This window comes from Jiangella muralis (assembly GCF_001270745.1).
GTDB classification, from domain to species: domain Bacteria; phylum Actinomycetota; class Actinomycetes; order Jiangellales; family Jiangellaceae; genus Jiangella; species Jiangella muralis.
This window is the reverse complement of the sequence record NZ_KQ434752.1, coordinates 84,845-101,128: the sequence shown is the minus strand read 5'-3', so window position 1 is coordinate 101,128 and position 16,284 is coordinate 84,845. Positions and strand designations below refer to the sequence as shown.

The window sequence follows — 16,284 nt, the reverse complement described above, 5'->3', positions numbered from 1 at the left end:
ATCGAGCGGTGTCCGGTCGAGATCGAGGCTACGGAACGGGGTACGGCCGCGACAGGCTCAGACTTGTCCTGCGAACTCACGCAGCGCCGCGGCGACGGCGCCCGCGGCGGCGTCGAGGTAGCGGCGGCCGTCGTCGGCGGTGCCGGCCGACGGGTCGTCGGAGCAGCCGTCGCCCTGGGCCATCGCGTCGGGCCGTTCCACGTGGTAGCGGCCCCAGTAGCCGGCCGGGTTGCGCGCGAACGGGGCGCCCGGCCGGTGCGGCGGGTCGTCGACGAGGTCCGGGCGCAGCGCCAGCACCAGCGACGTCTCGAACGCGCCGGCGTGGCCGGGCAGCCGGCCGTGGTCCTGCGCGCCGGCCGCGACCAGATCGTCCCACGCCATCACCCAGTACGACCCGGCGCCGACCGGCACCCGCAGCGCCTGCCCGGCCTCCCTGGCGGCGACGACGATCAGCTCGGCGTTGCCGCCGTGCCCGTTGAGCAGGAAGATCCGGCCGAACCCGGCCGCCGCCAGCCCGGCGCAGGTGTCGCGCAGCTGGGCCAGCAGCGTGCCCACCCCCGCGGTCAGCGTCGCGCCGATCGGCACGTGGTGCGGCGAGTACCCGACGGCGACGCCCGGCGCCACGACGACGTCCACCGACCCCGCCAGCCGATCCGCCGCGTCGCGGGCCAGGTGCTCGGCCACCATGAGGTCGGTGCTCAGCGGCAGGTGCGGCCCGTGCTGCTCGCACGCCCCGACCGGCACGACGGCGACGGCGTCCGGCGCCCGCCGTGCGACCGCGGTCCGGGTCAGCTCGGCCAGCAGCGCCGTCACGACCCGATCCTGGCGTGCAGCGTGTGGTCGCCGGAGCGCAGCACGTGGCTGCGCATCAGCGCCTCGGCGCGGTCCGGGTCGCCGTCGAGGATCGCGTCGCCGACGTCGATGTGCTCGGCGTTGCCGCGCTGCAGCTCGTCCGGGTCCTGCAGCGCGCGCTCGCGCACGGCGGCGTCGACCCCGAGCAGGGTGCCGAGGAACTGGACGATGACGCGGTTGCCGGACAGGTCCCGGATCGCGTCGTGGAACGCGGCGTTGATCTCGATGATCTCCGGGACCGGGCGCAGGATCGGGTCCTTCATCAGCTCCAGCGGCTCGGCCAGCGCGGCGACGCCGGTCAGGTCGCCGTCGGCCACCCGCACCGCGCACAGCCGGGCGGCCAGCCCTTCCAGCCACCCGCGCACCGTGATGACCTGCTCGAACGAGGTCAGCGCGTTCTCGCCGACGACGATGCCGCGGCGTGGCATGGTGCGCACGAACCCCTCGTTCTCGAGCCGGCGCAGCGCCTCCTTCACCGGCGTCGTGCTGATGCCCAGCTCCTGCGCCGTGACCCGCTCGGTGATCTTGTCGCCGGGTGTCAGCTCGCCGTTGATCAGCTTGGTCAGCAGCACCTGGTACACCTGGTCGCGGATCAGCGGAACCTCGCGGATCACGGGCCGGTCCTCGGTCACCATGCCACCACCGTCCCCTCTCGCAGCGACTCCGTCACGGCCGCCCCGATGCGCAGCGACGCGAGCCCGGCCGCCGTCGACGTCTCCGGCTCGGCCCGGGTGCGCACGCACTCGACGAAATGGGCCAGCTGCCGGTCGAAGCACTCGTCGTTCCACGGCCGCTCGAACCGCACCTCCTCGGTGCGCAGCGTGCCGTCCTCGCGGGTGGTCAGCGTGGCCACCTGCTCGGGCCGGTCGATCAGCGCGACGCCGCGCGGCCCGAGGATGCGGAAGTCGCCCTTCGGCGAGGTGGGGAAGAACCAGCCCACCTCCATGCGGGCGACGTCGCCGTTGTCATAGTCGACCAGCGTGGACGCGAAGTTCTCGCCCCGGAACGACGGCCGCGACCGCAGCCCGGCGGCGCGCACCCGCACCGGCGACGCGCCGGTCAGGTACGCGACGTAGTCGGCCAGGTGCGCGCCCTCGTGCAGGTAGGACGGCCCGTGGGCGAGGAACTCCTGGATGCGCCCGGTGTGGACGGTGTCGGCGGCGTCGTAGCGCTCGTCGAAGCCGGCCAGCGTGTACACGACCGGCGACCCGATCAGGCCGTCGTCCAGCCACCGCCGCGCGGCCCGGACCAGCGGCGAGAACCGGTTCTTGAAGCCGATCTGGACGATCCGCCCGGCCGCTCGCCCGGCGTCGTGCACCCGCTGCGCCGACGCGAGGTCGACGGCCATCGGCTTCTCGCACAGCACGTCCAGCCCGGCGTCGACGGCGGCCAGCGTCAGCTCCGGCGCGACGTGCGGCGGGACGGCGACGACGGCGGCCCGTGCGCCCGCCGCGACGGCCGGGCCGAGGTCCGTCCAGGCGGGGACGCCGTAGGCCGCGGCGGCGGCGTCGCGATGCTCGGGGACGACGTCGACGACGCCCACCAGCGTGACGGCGGGGGAGCGGTCCAGCGCCGGCAGGTGCCCCGTCGTCGCGATGTCGCCGCAGCCCACCTGCACCATCGGCAGGGTTTCTACGCTCACGTCAGCCCCAGGAGTCGTTCGGCGTTGCGGTGTGCCAGCGCGGCGGCGTCGTCGTCCGGCAGTTCCGCCAGGATGGCACGATGCACGGACAGTCGGTGCCGGCGCAGGTCCGGGTCGCCGAAGCCGCCGTCGGTGCCCAGCGTCAGCTTCGCCGCCGGCACCCGCCGGCTGATCTCCCGGAACACCGCCCGCGGCGCCGTCCCGCACATCGTGATGTGCACGTTCGGGTACCGCAGGGCCGCGGCGACGGCGTCCTCCCACAGGTCGAACAGGCCGCCGTGCGCCAGCACCACCGTCAGCTCCGGGAACCGGGCCGCCAGCCGGGCGATCTGCAACGGCGACGCGTACGGCGGGGTGCCGTCGTGCAGGACCAACGGCAGCCCGCGCTCGATCGCCGCCTCCGCCACCGGGTCCATGTACGTCTCCAGCGGCGAGAATCCCTGCATCCACGGGTGCAGCTTGATCGCGTGGAAGCCGCGGTCGGCGCAGCGGCGCAGTTCGTCGGCGGCGTCCGGCCGGCGCGGGTCGACGCTGCCGAACGGGAGCAGCCGCCCGTCCGACCCCGCGCACACCTGGGCGACGACGTCGTTGCCGCTCACCGCGTCGTAGCCGAGCCCGTCCAGCGTCATGACGGCGGCCCGGGCGATGCCGAACCGGTCCATCTCGGCCAGCACGCCGGACTGCCGCCACGACGCCCACTCCGGCGCGGACGCGGACGGCAGGTGGGTGTGCAGGTCGACGAAGCTCACGCGGCCACCCCCAGCAGCGTCGCGGCGGTGCCGCCGAGCACCGCGGCGCGGTCCGGGCCGGCCAGTCCGGCGCGGTCGACCCGCTCCAGCTCCGGCGCGAGGTCGTTGAACGGCACGTCGCTGCTGAACAGCACCCGATCGGCGCCCAGCGCGGCGACCATACCGGCGATCAGCGACGCCCCGTTGTACGCCGTCTCGGCCACCAGGTTCGGGCCGGTGCTCAGCGCGGGCATGAGGTCGAGGGAGAAGTCGGTGCGCCCGGACCGGCCCATGACGAACGTGACGCCGGGACGGCGCAGCGCCAGCTCGGCCAGCTGCAGCGGCTCGCTCGCCACCGGCACGCCGGTGACGACGTAGACCGGCCGGCCGTGCTCCTCGGCGACGTCGAGCACCGGCTCCAGCAGCGGCGACAGCAGCCCGAATCCCTGCACGGACGGCGCCAGCTTCAGCCCGCGCGCGCCCGCGGCGAACGCTCTGCGCAGCTCCGCCACCGCGCGGTCGCCGTACCAGGGGTTGACGGTGGCCCAGTGCGCCAGCCGGTCCGGGTGCGCGTCGCACCAGCTCGCCAGCGTGCGGTTGCCGTCCTCGTTGTCGACGGCGAGCCAGCGCCCGACCGGGCCGAGCACGGCCCGGTCGACGCCGCCGCCGTCCAGCGCCCGCAGCAGGTCGTCGACGCCGAGCGTCGGCAGGCTGGGGTGCTCGCCGGCGGCGACGTGGGCGTCCGTTGTCACGCGACGGGCTCCGGGCGGCGGTAGCCACAGCGGTCCAGGTGCTCGGCCAGCGCGGCGCGGTCCTCCGGGCGCAGCGGCAGCAGCGGCAGCCGCACCGCCGGCCCGCCCCGTCCGAGCAGGTGCATGGCCTCCTTGATGACGGTGATGTGGTACCCCGGGCGGGCCGCGCGCAGCTCCGCGATCGGGGCGATCCGCTCGCGCAGCAGCGTCGCGTGCCGCTCGGCGTCGCCGTCCAGCGCGGCCGCCCACACGGCCAGCGCGACGTCCGGGTCGAGGTTGACCAGGCCGGAGGTCATCGCGACCGCGCCCAGGCGGGCGTAGTCGACGGCGGGCAGTTCGGCCATGCCGTTGATCCAGACGTACCGGTCGCCGAGCCGCTGGACGCAGCGGGCGAACAACTCCTGGTCGCCGGCCTCGTCCTTCACCGCGACCGCGGCCTCGACCTCGGCCAGCCGCTCGAGGTCGGCGTCGTCGTAGACCGCGCCGGTCGTGCTGAACACGATCATGCCCAGGCCGGACGCGGCGCCGATCTCGCGGTAGTGGCGGACCATGCCGTCGCGGTCCGGCGTGACGAAGTACAGCGGGTTGACCATGAGCCCGTCGGCCCCGGCGTCCGCCGCGATGCGGGCCAGCCGGGAGGCGATCGCGGTCGAGTGCCCGACGCCGGCCAGCACCGGCACCCGGCCGCCGACGGCGTCGACGCTCTCGCGGACCAGCGCCGCGTATTCCGGCTCGTCCAGCGCGTAGAACTCGCCGACGCCACCGCCGACCACGACCGCCCCGACGCCGCTGCCGGCGAGGAAGGCCACGTGACTGCGCTGGCTGTCGAGGTCGAGGGCGCCGTCGTCGTGCATCGACGTCGGGGCGAAGGCGAGGACGCCGCGCAGCGAGGCGCGCAAGTTCTGCAGATCCACGGTTGGCCTTTCCACGAAGGGGACGGCTCTGGTATATCAGACATCAGCGGCTACTGAACAGCCCGTTCCGCGTCGGTCAAGGGGTGCCGGCAGCGGGCGAGCCGATCACTGGAGGAGCCATGCGACACCACTCGACCGTCCTCGGCCAGGCGATCACCGTGCCGGACCAGGCCGGTGACGAGGGCCACGTGCTCGTGGTCCTGGCCGACATCGACGACTTCGAGGTGAACCGGCTGTCCCGCGGCGACGAGTGGGCGGCGGGCATGCTGGAGGCCGCCGCGGCCGCCGTCGAACGCTGCGCCGCCGGCTACGCGCCGGAGCGGCACGGCGCCGTCGTCGCCGTCCCGCCGGACGCCTGGATGGTGACCTTCCACGGCGCCGACCCGACCGAGCTGCGCGCCACCGGGCGGCGGTTCGCCGCGCTCGTGCGCGACCGCGTCCAGGCCGCCTGCGGGGTGGCCGTGACGGTGGGCATCAGCCGGACCAGCACCGGGCCGGCGCGGGTCGAGGCGGCGACGGCGGAGGCGGTGGCCGCGCTGGACCACAAGCTGGTCAGCGGCGGCGACGCGGTGTACGACCTCGCCGACGTGCGGGTCGCGCGGGCGGCCGGAGCCGGGCCGGTGCCGGTGCCGGACCGGGTGGAGGAACGGCTGGCCCGCTGCATCCGCCGCGGCGACGCGACCGGCGCGGTGGCGACGCTGCGGTCCTGGATCGAGCGGGTCAGCGCCGTCGACGGTGTGACGCCGGACGTGCTGCGCGAGTGGCTGGCCGCCGAGGTGCTGTACGCGCTGGAGGTGGCGGGGCAACGCCGGTTGTCGGACGGCTCGACGGACTGGATCGCGGCCTGTTCGCGGCTGCCGCTCAACGAGGTGGCCGAGATGTACGACATCCACGACCGTTCCTACCTGGTGCTGTGGCTGGAGCAACTGCTGCCGCGGATCGTCGCCTCGCACGCCGCGCCGTCGCCGGCCCGGCACGTCCTCGCCGTCGTCGAGCGGCACATCCAGGACCACTACGCCGACGACCTGCGGCTGGTCACCGTCAGCGAGGCGGTGTTCGTCAGCCCGTACTACATCAGCCACCTGTTCCAGCGCGAACTCGGCACCACGTTCCTCAAATACCTGACGGCGGTGCGGATGCGGCACGGGCGGCGGCTGCTGGCCGAGACCGACCTGCCGGTCGAGCTGGTCGCCGAGCAGGTCGGCTACCAGGCGCCGAAGCGGTTCCGCGAGCTGTTCAAGCGGACCTTCCACGTGACACCGAGCGAGTACCGCCGCCAGGTCACGACGCCGGTGCTGCGGGCGGTCGGCTGATGGCCGTCGTCGACGTCCACACGCACGTGATGTGGTACCCGGACCACATCAGCGACCGCACCGCCGGCGAGGCGCTGGCCGCGAAGCTGGTCAAGCTCGAGCGCAGCGGCGGTCTCACCAACGCCGCCCACCTCGACCTGCACTGCTACGACTCCACGCCGTCAGAGCATTGGGCGGCGGCGCAGCAGGCGGACCGCGTCGTCGTGTTCGGGATGGCCGCCAAGCCGACCGGGTTCGACGTGCCCAACGACGTCATCGCGTCGTACGTCCGGGAGCACCCGGACCGGCTCGAGGGGTGGGCGTCGGTGAACCCGGGCGAGCCCGGCGCCGTCGACGAGCTGGTCCGCTGTGTCGAGGACCTCGGCCTGCGCGGCCTCAAGGTCGGCCCGACGTACCAGCACTGGGACCCGCGCGACACGTCACTGTGGGGCGTGTTCGAGTACTGCGCGCGGCACGACCTGCCCGTCATCGTCCACCAGGGCACCACCTTCCCGACGACGGCGCGGCTGGAGTTCGCCCAGCCGCTGCTGCTGGAACGGCTGGTCATGCGGTTCCCGTCGCTGCGGGTGATCATCGCGCACCTCGGCCACCCGTGGGAGGAGGACGTCGTCGCGCTGATGCGCAAGGCGCCCAACGTCTACGCCGACATCTCCGCACTGCACTACCGGCCGTACCGGTTCTGGCACGCGATGACGACGGCGTTCGAGTACGGCGTGACGGGCAAGCTGCTGTTCGCGTCGGACTTCCCGAGCGCCACGGTGCAGCAGACCCTGGAGGGGTTGCGCCGGGTGAACGACGTCGTCGCCGGGACGCCGCTGCCGACGCTGCCGGTGGACGTGCAGGACCAGATCGTGCACGAGAACTGGAAGCGTTTCTTCCACGCCGGTTGACCCGGCCGGGCGGCGTTCGTCCGGAGGCGGGCCGACGCGTTTTCGAGGTGCGCGGCGGGCCCGGCGTCCTGGTCCTGCGTCGCGTCCTGGTTCCCAGTGGCGTTGTTCGGCCCTTTCGGCCCCGGAAACGCTACCCAGAACCAGGACGTGACGGCAGACCAGCACGCGAGGGGCCGAGGCAACGGGGCAAGTCTCCGGCCCTCGGGGCAACTATCCGGCTGTCGCCGCGTACGCCGCGCACCTAGGTTCACGGCAAGCGTCCTGGCTTCACCCGAATCGTCCCCCCGGCCGTCAGGAGCACCATGCCTTCCTTGCGTGCACGATTCCCACGACGTCTCGCCGCGCTGGCCGCGGTCGCCGCGACGGTGCTGCTGGCACCGGCCGCGGCGGCTCCCGCGGATCCCGTCGCGCCCGGTGTCGTCGAGAACCTCGGCATCCCCATCTCCACCTACCTCGTCCTCGACACCGTCCTCGCCGACGACGCCAACGGCGACCCGACCCTCTACGGCAGCACGTACAATGCGCCCAGCGACGGCGTGACGTTCTTCGGCGTCGACCCGGAGACCGGCGCCGTCCGCACCGAGCTGCCCATGCCCGGCGCGTGGGGCGGCTACCACGTCGCCGCCGCGCCGGACGGGCGCATCTACCTCGGCCCGCTGAACTCGTCCAGCGCGTCGCAGCTCTGGGAGTACGACCCGGTCGCCGACACCGTGTCGCTGGTGGCGACGATGCCGACCGGCATCATGTGCTTCGGCATCACGGTGTCGCCGTACACCGGCAAGGTCTACTGCGGCGTGCACTCCGGCGCCGGCGTCTACGAGTACGACCCGGTCACCGGCGCCGTGCGCCTCGTCGTCTCCGCCCGCACCTACCCCAAGGGCCTGACGGTGCTCGACGCGAACCGGCTCGTGGTCGCGCAGGGCACCGACGCGAGCGTCCTGGTCGTCGATATCGCCACCGGCGCGACGACCGAGGTGCTGCCGGCGGCGTACCAGCACTACTCGTTCGCCTACAACTCGCTGCGCATCGGCGACTGGGTGTACGTGCAGCTGGTGACGCCGGACTCGAAGATCATCCGGTTCGACGCGGCGACGATGACGTTCGACGCCGAGGTGCTGGGCATCACCGGGATGGGCTTCGCCGCGCAGGGCGGCGCCGACCCGAACGACTTCTACGCGACCGGCCCCGGCGGCATCGTCGCCGTCGACGGTGACACGCTCGCCACGACCAGCACCGGCACGGCGCCGACGTTCGTGTCGGCGGCGCAGATGCAGCCGGTGACGATCGGCGGGCAGCAGTGGTTCGCCAGCGTCGGCAGCAACGGGCTGCTCGGCCGGTGGAACCCGGCGACCGGCGAGGTCTGGACCCACCAGCTGTCGCTGCCGGGCGACCCGACGAACATCACCGCGCTGGTCCAGGGCCCGGACGGCGACGTCTACGGCGGCACCTACGAGACCAACGCGCTGTTCGGTTACGACGCCGACACCGGTGACACCACCGTCTACGGCAACGTCGCACCCGGCCGCACCGGCGAGATCCTGTCCATGACGACGACCGGTGGCAAGATCTTCATCGGCTCGTACATCAACAACGTCGTCACCGTCTTCGACCCGGCGCAGCCCTGGAACCCGGGCAGTTCGCCGACGTCGAACCCGCGCGACCTCGGCCCGGTCGGTGACAACCAGTACCGGCCGTGGGACATGGAGGTCGGGCCGGACGGCCGGGTCTGGGTCGCGTCGTCGGGGGCGTACGGCGCGCTGCGCGGCGCGCTGACCGCGATCGACCCGGTGACGTACGCCGTCGAGTCGTTCCGCGGCCTGGCCGGCGACCAGCACTTCTTCTCCGTCGCGGCCGGCGACGGGGTGATCTACGGGGGTACGACGCGCTACGGCGACGACACCGACGCCGGCGGCGACGCCCAGCTGCTCACCGTCGACCCGGACGACGGGACGGTGCTCGCGTCCGTCGTGCCGGTGCCGGGCGCGACCCGGATCCTCACGCTGGAGACCGCCGCCGACGGCACGCTGTACGGGTCGGCGGACGGGACCTGGTTCCGGATGAACCCGGCCACCGGCGTCGTGACGGTGCTGGGCGCGTTCCCGGGCGGCACGCTGCTGGGCCTGATCGACGGTCCCGGCGGCGACCTGTACGGGCACACCGGCGGCGCGATCGTCCGGATCCCGGCCGGCACCGACACCGTCGAGACCGTGGCGACGCCGGGCAGCGGGTACTACCGGACGCTCGCGTTCGACGGATCGGACCGCGCGTACTGGGGGAGCGGCGGCGCGCTGCTGCGGACGCTGCCCGACATCGCGCCCGCGCCGACCTCCACCACCGCGTCGACGGGGCTGCGCCCGGCGTCGGCCGGCGGGCCGGCCGTGGTGAGCGTCGAGGTCGGTAGCCCGCCCGGCGAGCCGACCGGCGCGGTCACGCTGCACCGGGTCCGGCCCGACGGGTCGCCGGGCGCGGCCGTCGCGACGGGGGAGCTGCGCGACGGCGCCGCCACCGTCACCGTCAAGGCGTCCGACGTGGGCGGGCCGGGTCTCTACCAGCTGGTCGCGACGTACGGCGGCGACCTGGCACATGCACCGAGCACCTCCACGCCGATCCGGGTCATCGTCGGACCCGGCCGGTAACCCCCGAAGTGAGGAGCCCGTCATGAGATTGCCCCGTCCACTGGCCGCGGCGCTCGCCGTCGCGACCCTCGTCGCGACCGCGGTCGCCGGGCCGATCGCGCCCGCCGCCGCGTCGTCCACCACCGTCTCGACGATCTCGTCCACCATCGGCGCCACCAACGTCACCCCGATGCACAGCCCGCAGCTGCCCAAGATCGTCCAGGACTCGAACGGCTGGCGCTACGCGGTGACGCTGGACGGCTCCGGCACGTCGTACCCGTGGATCTCGCGGATCTGGAAGTCGCCCGACGGCGTCAACTGGACCCTCGCCGTCACGCTCAACCAGTGGGTCTACCAGCCGCCGTCGCTGCTGCTGGACTCCGGCAACCGGCTCTGGGTGACCGTCCCCTGCTACACCGGCGGCCAGTGCTACCCGGGCGTCGCCTCCGCCAGTGGCGCGTCCATGGAACGCGTCTACCTGGTGCGGCTGCAGTTCTCGTCGCGGCTGGGCGACGGCTCGTTCGACTTCGGCTCGTGGAGCGACCAGTCCGTGCGCTCGGCCGGCGCGGAGCGCTACTACGGCGGCATGGCCATCGACAACGACCGCCGCTACATCTACCACGCCTACAGCAAGGCCGACTGGAGCCTGAACGTCAGCAAGTTCGACACCTGGACGAACACCGAGACGACGTCGCTGGTGGCCAACCCCGGGGTGAACGAGGCGTACCTGTATCCACGGGTCCGGCCAGGCACGACCAGCGGCGAGGTGTGGCTGCTGTTCAACCAGACCGTGCTCAACACCGGCAGCAGCGCGACCATCCACGGCGTGCAACTGTGGCGGTCGACCGACGGCGGCGCGTCGTTCCCCTCCGGGCAGCGCTACATGGTCTCGTCCAGCCCATCGCCGGACGGGGTGAACAACTGGACCGACGCCGCCGACCTCGTCGTCGACTCGTCGAACCGGCCACACGTGCTGTTCTACAAGATGATCTCCGGGGTCTCGCACCTCTACTACTGGCAGGGCAACGCCGGCTCGGTGACGCTGCCCGGCAGCCCCACGGACCTCGGCACGTACGAGAACCACGCCCAGCTGGCGGTCGCCGCGAGCGGTGAGCGGTTCGTGCTCGGCACTCCGGCGGCCGGCTCCAGCTCACTGAACGTGCTGCGTTCCACGACCGGCACGAGCTGGACGACGGAGACGTTCCCGGTCAGCGGGGCGGCGCAGGTGTACTCGCCGAACCTGGAGCGCAAGGAGACCGGCTCCTGGGTGCCTGACGCCGGGACCGGCATCCGGATGCTGCTGTCGACCCGGCCGACCGGCTCGTCCGACTTCAGCCGGCTGGACTACCTGGTCTACACGCCGACGTAGAACCGGTCAGGACGACATCGCCGCCGCCACCTTCGTGAGGGCGGCGGCGATGTCGTCGACGTCGGCGTCGGTGTAGTTCTCGTTCCACTGCAGCACGACGAGGGTGTCGTCGATCAGGCGCTCGGTGACCGGGCACAGTCCTCGCCGATACGTCCAGTCGCGCCGGGCCGGCGGGCTGGTCAGCGGGAACCCGGACGTCCCATACGTACGCCGCTCGGCCAGCGCCGGGTACAGGTAGACCGGCGACTGCAGCCAGCCCGCGTGCGCCGGCACCCCCTCCGCCGTCAGCGCCGACGCCCAGCGCCGGTTGCCGCCGTCGACCACCAGCGGCAGCACCCACCAGGCGTGCAGGTCGGGGTCCGGCGGCAGCACCACGCCGGGGAGGTCGCCGACGGCGGCCAGCAGCCGGGCCGCCAGCCGTCGCCGGCGCCGCACCACCTCGGGCAGCCGGCGCAGCTGGACGGCGGCGACGGCGGCGGTGAGGTTGGTCATCCGGTAGTTCAGCGCGAGGAACTGGTGGAACCGGCCCTGGTCGCGCGGCCACGCCTTGTCGGCGAACAGCCGCATCCGCTCGGCCAGCGCGGCGTCGCCGGTGAGACACAGCCCGCCGTCGCCGGCGGTGACGTGCTTGTACTGCTGCAGGCTGAAGCAGCCGACGGCGCCGTACGTGCCGACCGGCGGCGCGTCGGGGGCGGGCCGGGCGAGGTAGGCCTGCGCGCAGTCCTCGATCAGCGCGACGCCGGCGCGGTCGGCCAGGGCGCGCAGCGCGGCGACCGGAGCGGCCGCCCCGAACAGGTGCACGACGAGGATGGCGCGGGTCCGCGGCGACAGGCACGCCTCGACGGACGACGGGTCCAGGTTGCCGGTCAGTGGGTCGACGTCGGCGAAGACGGGGACGGCGTTCTGGGCGAGGATCGCGGCGATGGTGCCGAAGTCGGTCAGGGGAGTGGTGACGATCTCGTCGCCCGGTTCCGGGTCGATCCCCGCGACCGCCAGGTGCAGCGCCGCCGTCCCGGACGAGCTGGCGACGGCGTGCCCGCCGCCGTGCAGCCGGACCATCGTCGCCTCCAGGTCGGGCAGCCACGGCCCGCCGCAGGACGCGTTGAGGACGGCGCCGTCCAGCACCTCGAGCACGGCGGCGCGCTCCTCGGCGCCGAACGTCCGGCCGGCCGGGTCGAGGACGGTGGGCAGCGGGCGCGTGCGCACCGGCGTCCCGCCGTCGACGGCGAGCCGGCTCATGCCGCGACCAGCCGGAGGGTGCGGCCGTGCAGGACCACCTGGGTGAACGCGCGGCCGTAGCGCTGCACCCGCTCGTGCGGCTCGCCGCCGGCCGGGACGAGGTACGGCGGGAGCAGCAGCGCGACGCCGTCGACGCCGGGCCCGCCCTCCACCGTCACGGTGACGCCGCCGTCGTGCGTGGTCGTGTGCACCCGCAGCGCCCGCCGTCGCTCCGTCCAGTCGGCCAGCGCGACGCTGGTGTGGAACGCGGCCCCGGCGGCGCGCAGCCGGGCCACCGTCTCGGCGAGGGCCGAGCGGACCTCGGCGTGGTGCTGCAGGTGCTGGCCGTGGAAGAGCAGGTGCACCACGCCGTGCCGGCGCAGCGCCTCGTCCACGAAGCCGTCGCGGACCTCGTCCGTGCAGGTGAGCCAGAGATCCTGGGTCTGTAGCGGCAGGTCGAGCACGTCGGCGGGGCGGTTGCCGTGCGCGGCGCCCAGGATCGGGTGATGCGGGTGGCAGCTGCCGAACGGGAAACCGATCGCGCCCTGGACGCTCGGGCCGTGGCTCTGGTCGACCCGCAGGCCCAGCCGCTCGCACCACAGGTAGAACTCGTCCCACCCCTCCCAGCGGGTGAAGTGGTTCTTGTTCGTGACGATCGCGGCGCCGCGCACCTGGTACGTCGCCCACGCCAGCTGGTCGCGCAGCCGGTCGAAGCCCCACGTGCAGTCCGGGGTGTCGAGCATCGCGTTGTAGTGCAGCCCCGGCTCGTGCCCGGCCGCCACCACCTCGTCGTACACCGCCGGCGAGTAGCCGCCCGGGTACAGGAAGCACCAGGTCACGGGGATGTCCGCGGCGGCGAACGCGTCCAGCGCGGCGCGGGCGGACGGGTCGTCGTTGGCGTCGGAGTCGTGGCTGACGTGCGCCGCGGCGGGCGCGCCGTCCGGCCAGGGTGCGACCAGCGGGATCGCGGCGTCGCCGGCGGCGTCGAGCAGCAGGCCGAGCAGCGCCTCGCGCCACCGGTCGGCCTGCGCGGTGGCGAAGTACGGCAGGCTGCGCGCGGGCGGGTGGACGTGCTCGTAGGGGGCGTCCGCGTCGGGGACGGCACGGTCCTCCGCCCACGAGAGCGCGATGCCGTCGTCGGTCTTCAGCCAGCCGTCGTCGACCGGCGCCGAGCCGTCCGCGGGCGGGACGCCGTCGGCGTGCACCGGGTGGCCCTGCGTGATCCGCACCAGCGTGTGCCACAGGTCCGGCCCGACGACGGCGATGCTGCCGCGCCCGTGCGGCGACGTCACGATGGCCGGACGGCCGTCGGCCCAGTGGGCGACGACCTCGCCGGTCTCGTCGAGGGCCCAGCCGCCGAACGCGCGCAGCCGGTCGGCGCCGAGCGTGACGACCGCCTCGTCCGGCGCGGGCGTCGCCGCGATGCCGGTCCAGCCCGGGTCGTGGCCGCAGACTACCAGGCCGCCGCCGTCCGCCGTCCAGGCCAGCAGGACGGCCGCGGTCTCGTCGCCGGGATGGTCGACGACGAGGACGGGCGCGGTCTCGGCCGGCAGCGGGCCGTCGGCGAGGTCGTGGACAGTGGCGGGGACGCCGAGGACGGCCAGCGCCTCCGCGGCGGCGGGCGCCGACCAGACGTCGCGGCCGGCCCGCCGGGTCGCCTCGGCCGCCTTCTGGTCGGTGAAGATCCGGATCATTGCGGCCACGATAGGCACCGCCGCCGTCCGGCACAGGGCGGATTCTTGCCCTCTGTAGTGCGCAAACACGAGCCTGGGCCGGACCCGCCGCAGGCCCTACCGTCCGGGTGATCACAACAGAGGAGACCCGGATGCTCAGATGGATCACCGCTGTGCTCGCCACCGTCCTCGTGACGACGGCGACCGCGGGCGCCGCGGCGCCCGCCACTCCCGCCACGACCGGCACCGTCGAGGACCTCGGCGTGCCGATCTCGAACTACCTCATCCTGGACAGCGTCGTCGGCGCCGACCGCGACGGCCGTCCCACCCTGTACGGCAGCACCTACGCGGCCAGCTCGCCCGGCGTCTCGTTCTTCGCCATCGACGTCGAGACCGGCGAGCTGGTCAAGGAGCTGCCGATGCCCGACTCGTGGGGCGGCTACCACACGTCGATCGGCTCGGACGGCCGCGTGTACCTCGCCACCCAGCACGGCGACGGGCTGGCGCACCTGTGGCGCTACGACCCGGCCACCGAGCTGGTGGAGATCGTCGCCACCAGCGACGAGACGGACATCGGGCACACGTTCTTCTTCGGGGTCGGCGCCGGCCGCGGCGGCAAGACGTACCTCGGCAGCTACCCGTCGGGGAAGCTGTTCTCGTACGACCAGGAGTCGTCGGCGCTGACCGACCTCGGCACCGTCCAGGCCGACCGGCTGTACGCGAAGGCGATCGCGCCCCTCGACGGCCGCCGCGTCTTCGTCGGCGGCGGCACCCCCGCGTCCGCCAACATCGTCGACACCCGCACCGGCGTCGCGACGTCGATCCTGCCGCCCGAGTACGCGGACTACTCGTTCGCCTACAACGCCGCCGTCGTCGGCACCACCCTGCTGGTGCAGCTGGTGGTGCCGGACCAGCGGGTGCTGCGGTTCGAGCTGCGCGGCACCCGGACGGTGTTCGCCGGCGAGGTGCCGGGGCTGAGCGGGACCGGCATCGTCCCGATCGACGCGAACCGCGCGTACGCCGTCGGGACCTGCCCGGGCTCCGCGTACGGCATCGTCCGCTACGACTTCCGCACCGGCGGCTGCGAGTGGCTGACCGACGCGTCGTGGGTGTCCGGGCAGCTGTCCCGGACCGTTCTCGACGACGGGTCGGAGTGGCTGGTCGGGGTCGGGTCGAAGGGCCTGTTCGGCCGCTACAACCCGGAGACCGGCGAGGTGGTGACGTCGCAGCTGGCCTTCACCGGTTCCGGCAGCAACGTGACGGCGCTGCGGACCGGGCCGGACGGCGCGATCTACGGCGGCACCTATGAGACGAACGCGCTGTTCCGGATCGACCCTGCTTCTGGGGCGACGACCGTCCTGGGCGGTGTCGCCGCCGGGCGGAGCGGGGAGATCCTGTCCCTCGCCGCCACCGACGACGAGCTGTACATGGGCTCGTACACGCACAACGTGGTGACCGTGTACGACCCCGCGCGACCCTGGGCGCCGGGGACCGACCCCGGTGCGTCGAACCCGCTCGACCTCGGCCCCGTCGGCGACGAGCAGTACCGGCCGTGGGACATGGTCCAGGGCTCGTCCGGCGACGTGTTCCTCGCGTCCGGGGCGGCGTACGGCCAGCTGGGCGGCGCGCTGTCGCGGATCGACCCGGCGACGCACTCGGTCTCGTCGTGGCGCGGGCTGGCCGGCGACCAGAACCTGTTCGCGCTGGCCGCGGGCGACGGCGAGGTCTACGCGGGCACCACCACCCACGGCGACGGCGTCACGGCCTCCGGCGACGCCCAGCTGCTCGTGTTCGACGAGTCGTCCTCGACGGTGACGCATGCGGTGGTCCCGGTACCCGGCTCGACGTGGATCGCCTCGCTCGCGGTGGCCGGCAACGGCCAGGTCTACGGGTCGACCCTCGACGGCCAGTGGTTCCGCTTCGACCCGTCGACGCGGACGGTGACCGGGTTGGGCGCGTTCCCGCTCGGCTCGGCGAACGCCCTGGCCACCGGCCCGGACGGGTGGGTGTACGGCACCGGCGGCAGCGCGTTGTTCCGCATCGACCCCGCCACGGACGCCGTCACGACGCTGGCCGAGGTGGGTGGCGGCTACTACCGCACCATCGCCTTCGACGACGCGGGGCGGGTGTACTGGGGGAGCGGCACGAAGGTGATGCGCTGGACCCCGTAAGCCGCCGCCCAGGTTAGACCTCCTCAGACCCGCGGTAAGTGCACCTCACATGCGGAGACGGAGATGGGCGTTATCGTCGGCCCCGCGCCGGCCTGAGTTCTTGGACGTGAGTCGGGGCCGTCGACCAGTATTTGATCGACGGCCCCC

At 73.6% G+C, this 16,284-nt stretch carries 13 protein-coding genes; 5 read left to right on the top strand and 8 right to left on the bottom strand.

Going from position 1 to position 16,284, the window contains the following annotated elements; translation table 11 throughout:
* Window positions 1-57 precede the first annotated feature (57 nt).
* From ACW62_RS03370 to ACW62_RS03345, 6 genes are read right to left on the bottom strand one after another with little or no spacing between them, the layout of a single operon-like run.
* On the bottom strand, window positions 58-813 hold the full coding sequence (locus ACW62_RS03370; RefSeq protein WP_053202682.1) for a creatininase family protein: 756 nt from the start codon (window positions 811-813) through the stop codon (window positions 58-60).
* A complete protein-coding gene (locus tag ACW62_RS03365; RefSeq protein WP_053202681.1) occupies window positions 810-1,487 on the bottom strand; it encodes a GntR family transcriptional regulator in 678 nt (225 codons plus the stop codon). Before ACW62_RS03365 ends, ACW62_RS03370 begins: the two co-directional genes overlap by 4 nt.
* Complete coding sequence (locus ACW62_RS03360; RefSeq protein WP_157574352.1) at window positions 1,481-2,494, bottom strand: Gfo/Idh/MocA family protein; 1,014 nt, start codon at window positions 2,492-2,494, stop codon at window positions 1,481-1,483. The genes ACW62_RS03365 and ACW62_RS03360 overlap by 7 nt, the downstream gene beginning before the upstream one ends.
* Window positions 2,491-3,243, bottom strand: a complete 753-nt coding sequence (locus ACW62_RS03355; protein WP_053202679.1) for an amidohydrolase family protein — start codon at window positions 3,241-3,243, stop codon at window positions 2,491-2,493. The genes ACW62_RS03360 and ACW62_RS03355 overlap by 4 nt, the downstream gene beginning before the upstream one ends.
* Window positions 3,240-3,974 (bottom strand): amidohydrolase family protein, encoded by a 735-nt coding sequence (locus ACW62_RS03350; protein ID WP_053202678.1) that lies wholly within the window; start codon window positions 3,972-3,974, stop codon window positions 3,240-3,242. Before ACW62_RS03350 ends, ACW62_RS03355 begins: the two co-directional genes overlap by 4 nt.
* The gene (locus ACW62_RS03345) at window positions 3,971-4,888 is read right to left on the bottom strand and encodes a dihydrodipicolinate synthase family protein (RefSeq protein ID WP_053202677.1); all 918 of its coding nucleotides are present in this window, start codon (window positions 4,886-4,888) and stop codon (window positions 3,971-3,973) included. Before ACW62_RS03345 ends, ACW62_RS03350 begins: the two co-directional genes overlap by 4 nt.
* Before the next feature lie 119 nt (window positions 4,889-5,007).
* Here ACW62_RS03345 and ACW62_RS03340 point away from each other — a divergent pair, with 119 nt between their 5' ends.
* The 4 genes from ACW62_RS03340 (at window position 5,008) to ACW62_RS03325 (ending at window position 11,075) form a co-directional block, all read left to right on the top strand.
* On the top strand, window positions 5,008-6,201 hold the full coding sequence (locus ACW62_RS03340) for a helix-turn-helix transcriptional regulator (RefSeq protein ID WP_053202676.1): 1,194 nt from the start codon (window positions 5,008-5,010) through the stop codon (window positions 6,199-6,201).
* Window positions 6,201-7,091: an amidohydrolase family protein gene (locus ACW62_RS03335; protein WP_053202675.1), complete on the top strand. Its 891-nt coding sequence runs from the start codon at window positions 6,201-6,203 to the stop codon at window positions 7,089-7,091. Before ACW62_RS03340 ends, ACW62_RS03335 begins: the two co-directional genes overlap by 1 nt.
* A gap of 311 nt (window positions 7,092-7,402) precedes the next feature.
* Window positions 7,403-9,727 (top strand): Ig-like domain repeat protein, encoded by a 2,325-nt coding sequence (locus ACW62_RS03330; protein WP_157574350.1) that lies wholly within the window; start codon window positions 7,403-7,405, stop codon window positions 9,725-9,727.
* A gap of 22 nt (window positions 9,728-9,749) precedes the next feature.
* A complete protein-coding gene (locus tag ACW62_RS03325) occupies window positions 9,750-11,075 on the top strand; it encodes a hypothetical protein (RefSeq protein WP_157574348.1) in 1,326 nt (441 codons plus the stop codon).
* 6 nt (window positions 11,076-11,081) lie between these two features.
* On the opposite strand, the gene ACW62_RS03320 is transcribed toward ACW62_RS03325, so the two are convergent.
* Both ACW62_RS03320 and ACW62_RS03315 read right to left on the bottom strand, forming a co-directional pair.
* Window positions 11,082-12,314, bottom strand: a complete 1,233-nt coding sequence (locus ACW62_RS03320; protein WP_053202672.1) for a DegT/DnrJ/EryC1/StrS family aminotransferase — start codon at window positions 12,312-12,314, stop codon at window positions 11,082-11,084.
* Window positions 12,311-13,987, bottom strand: coding sequence for a polysaccharide deacetylase family protein (locus tag ACW62_RS03315; protein ID WP_053202671.1), 1,677 nt, complete (start codon window positions 13,985-13,987; stop codon window positions 12,311-12,313). Before ACW62_RS03315 ends, ACW62_RS03320 begins: the two co-directional genes overlap by 4 nt.
* A 131-nt stretch (window positions 13,988-14,118) precedes the next feature.
* On the opposite strand from ACW62_RS03315, the gene ACW62_RS03310 reads away from it, so the two are divergent.
* Window positions 14,119-16,137 carry a ligand-binding sensor domain-containing protein gene (locus ACW62_RS03310; RefSeq protein ID WP_053202670.1) on the top strand — a complete coding sequence of 673 codons (2,019 nt, stop codon included), beginning with the start codon at window positions 14,119-14,121 and terminating at the stop codon, window positions 16,135-16,137.
* Window positions 16,138-16,284: the final 147 nt, after the last annotated feature.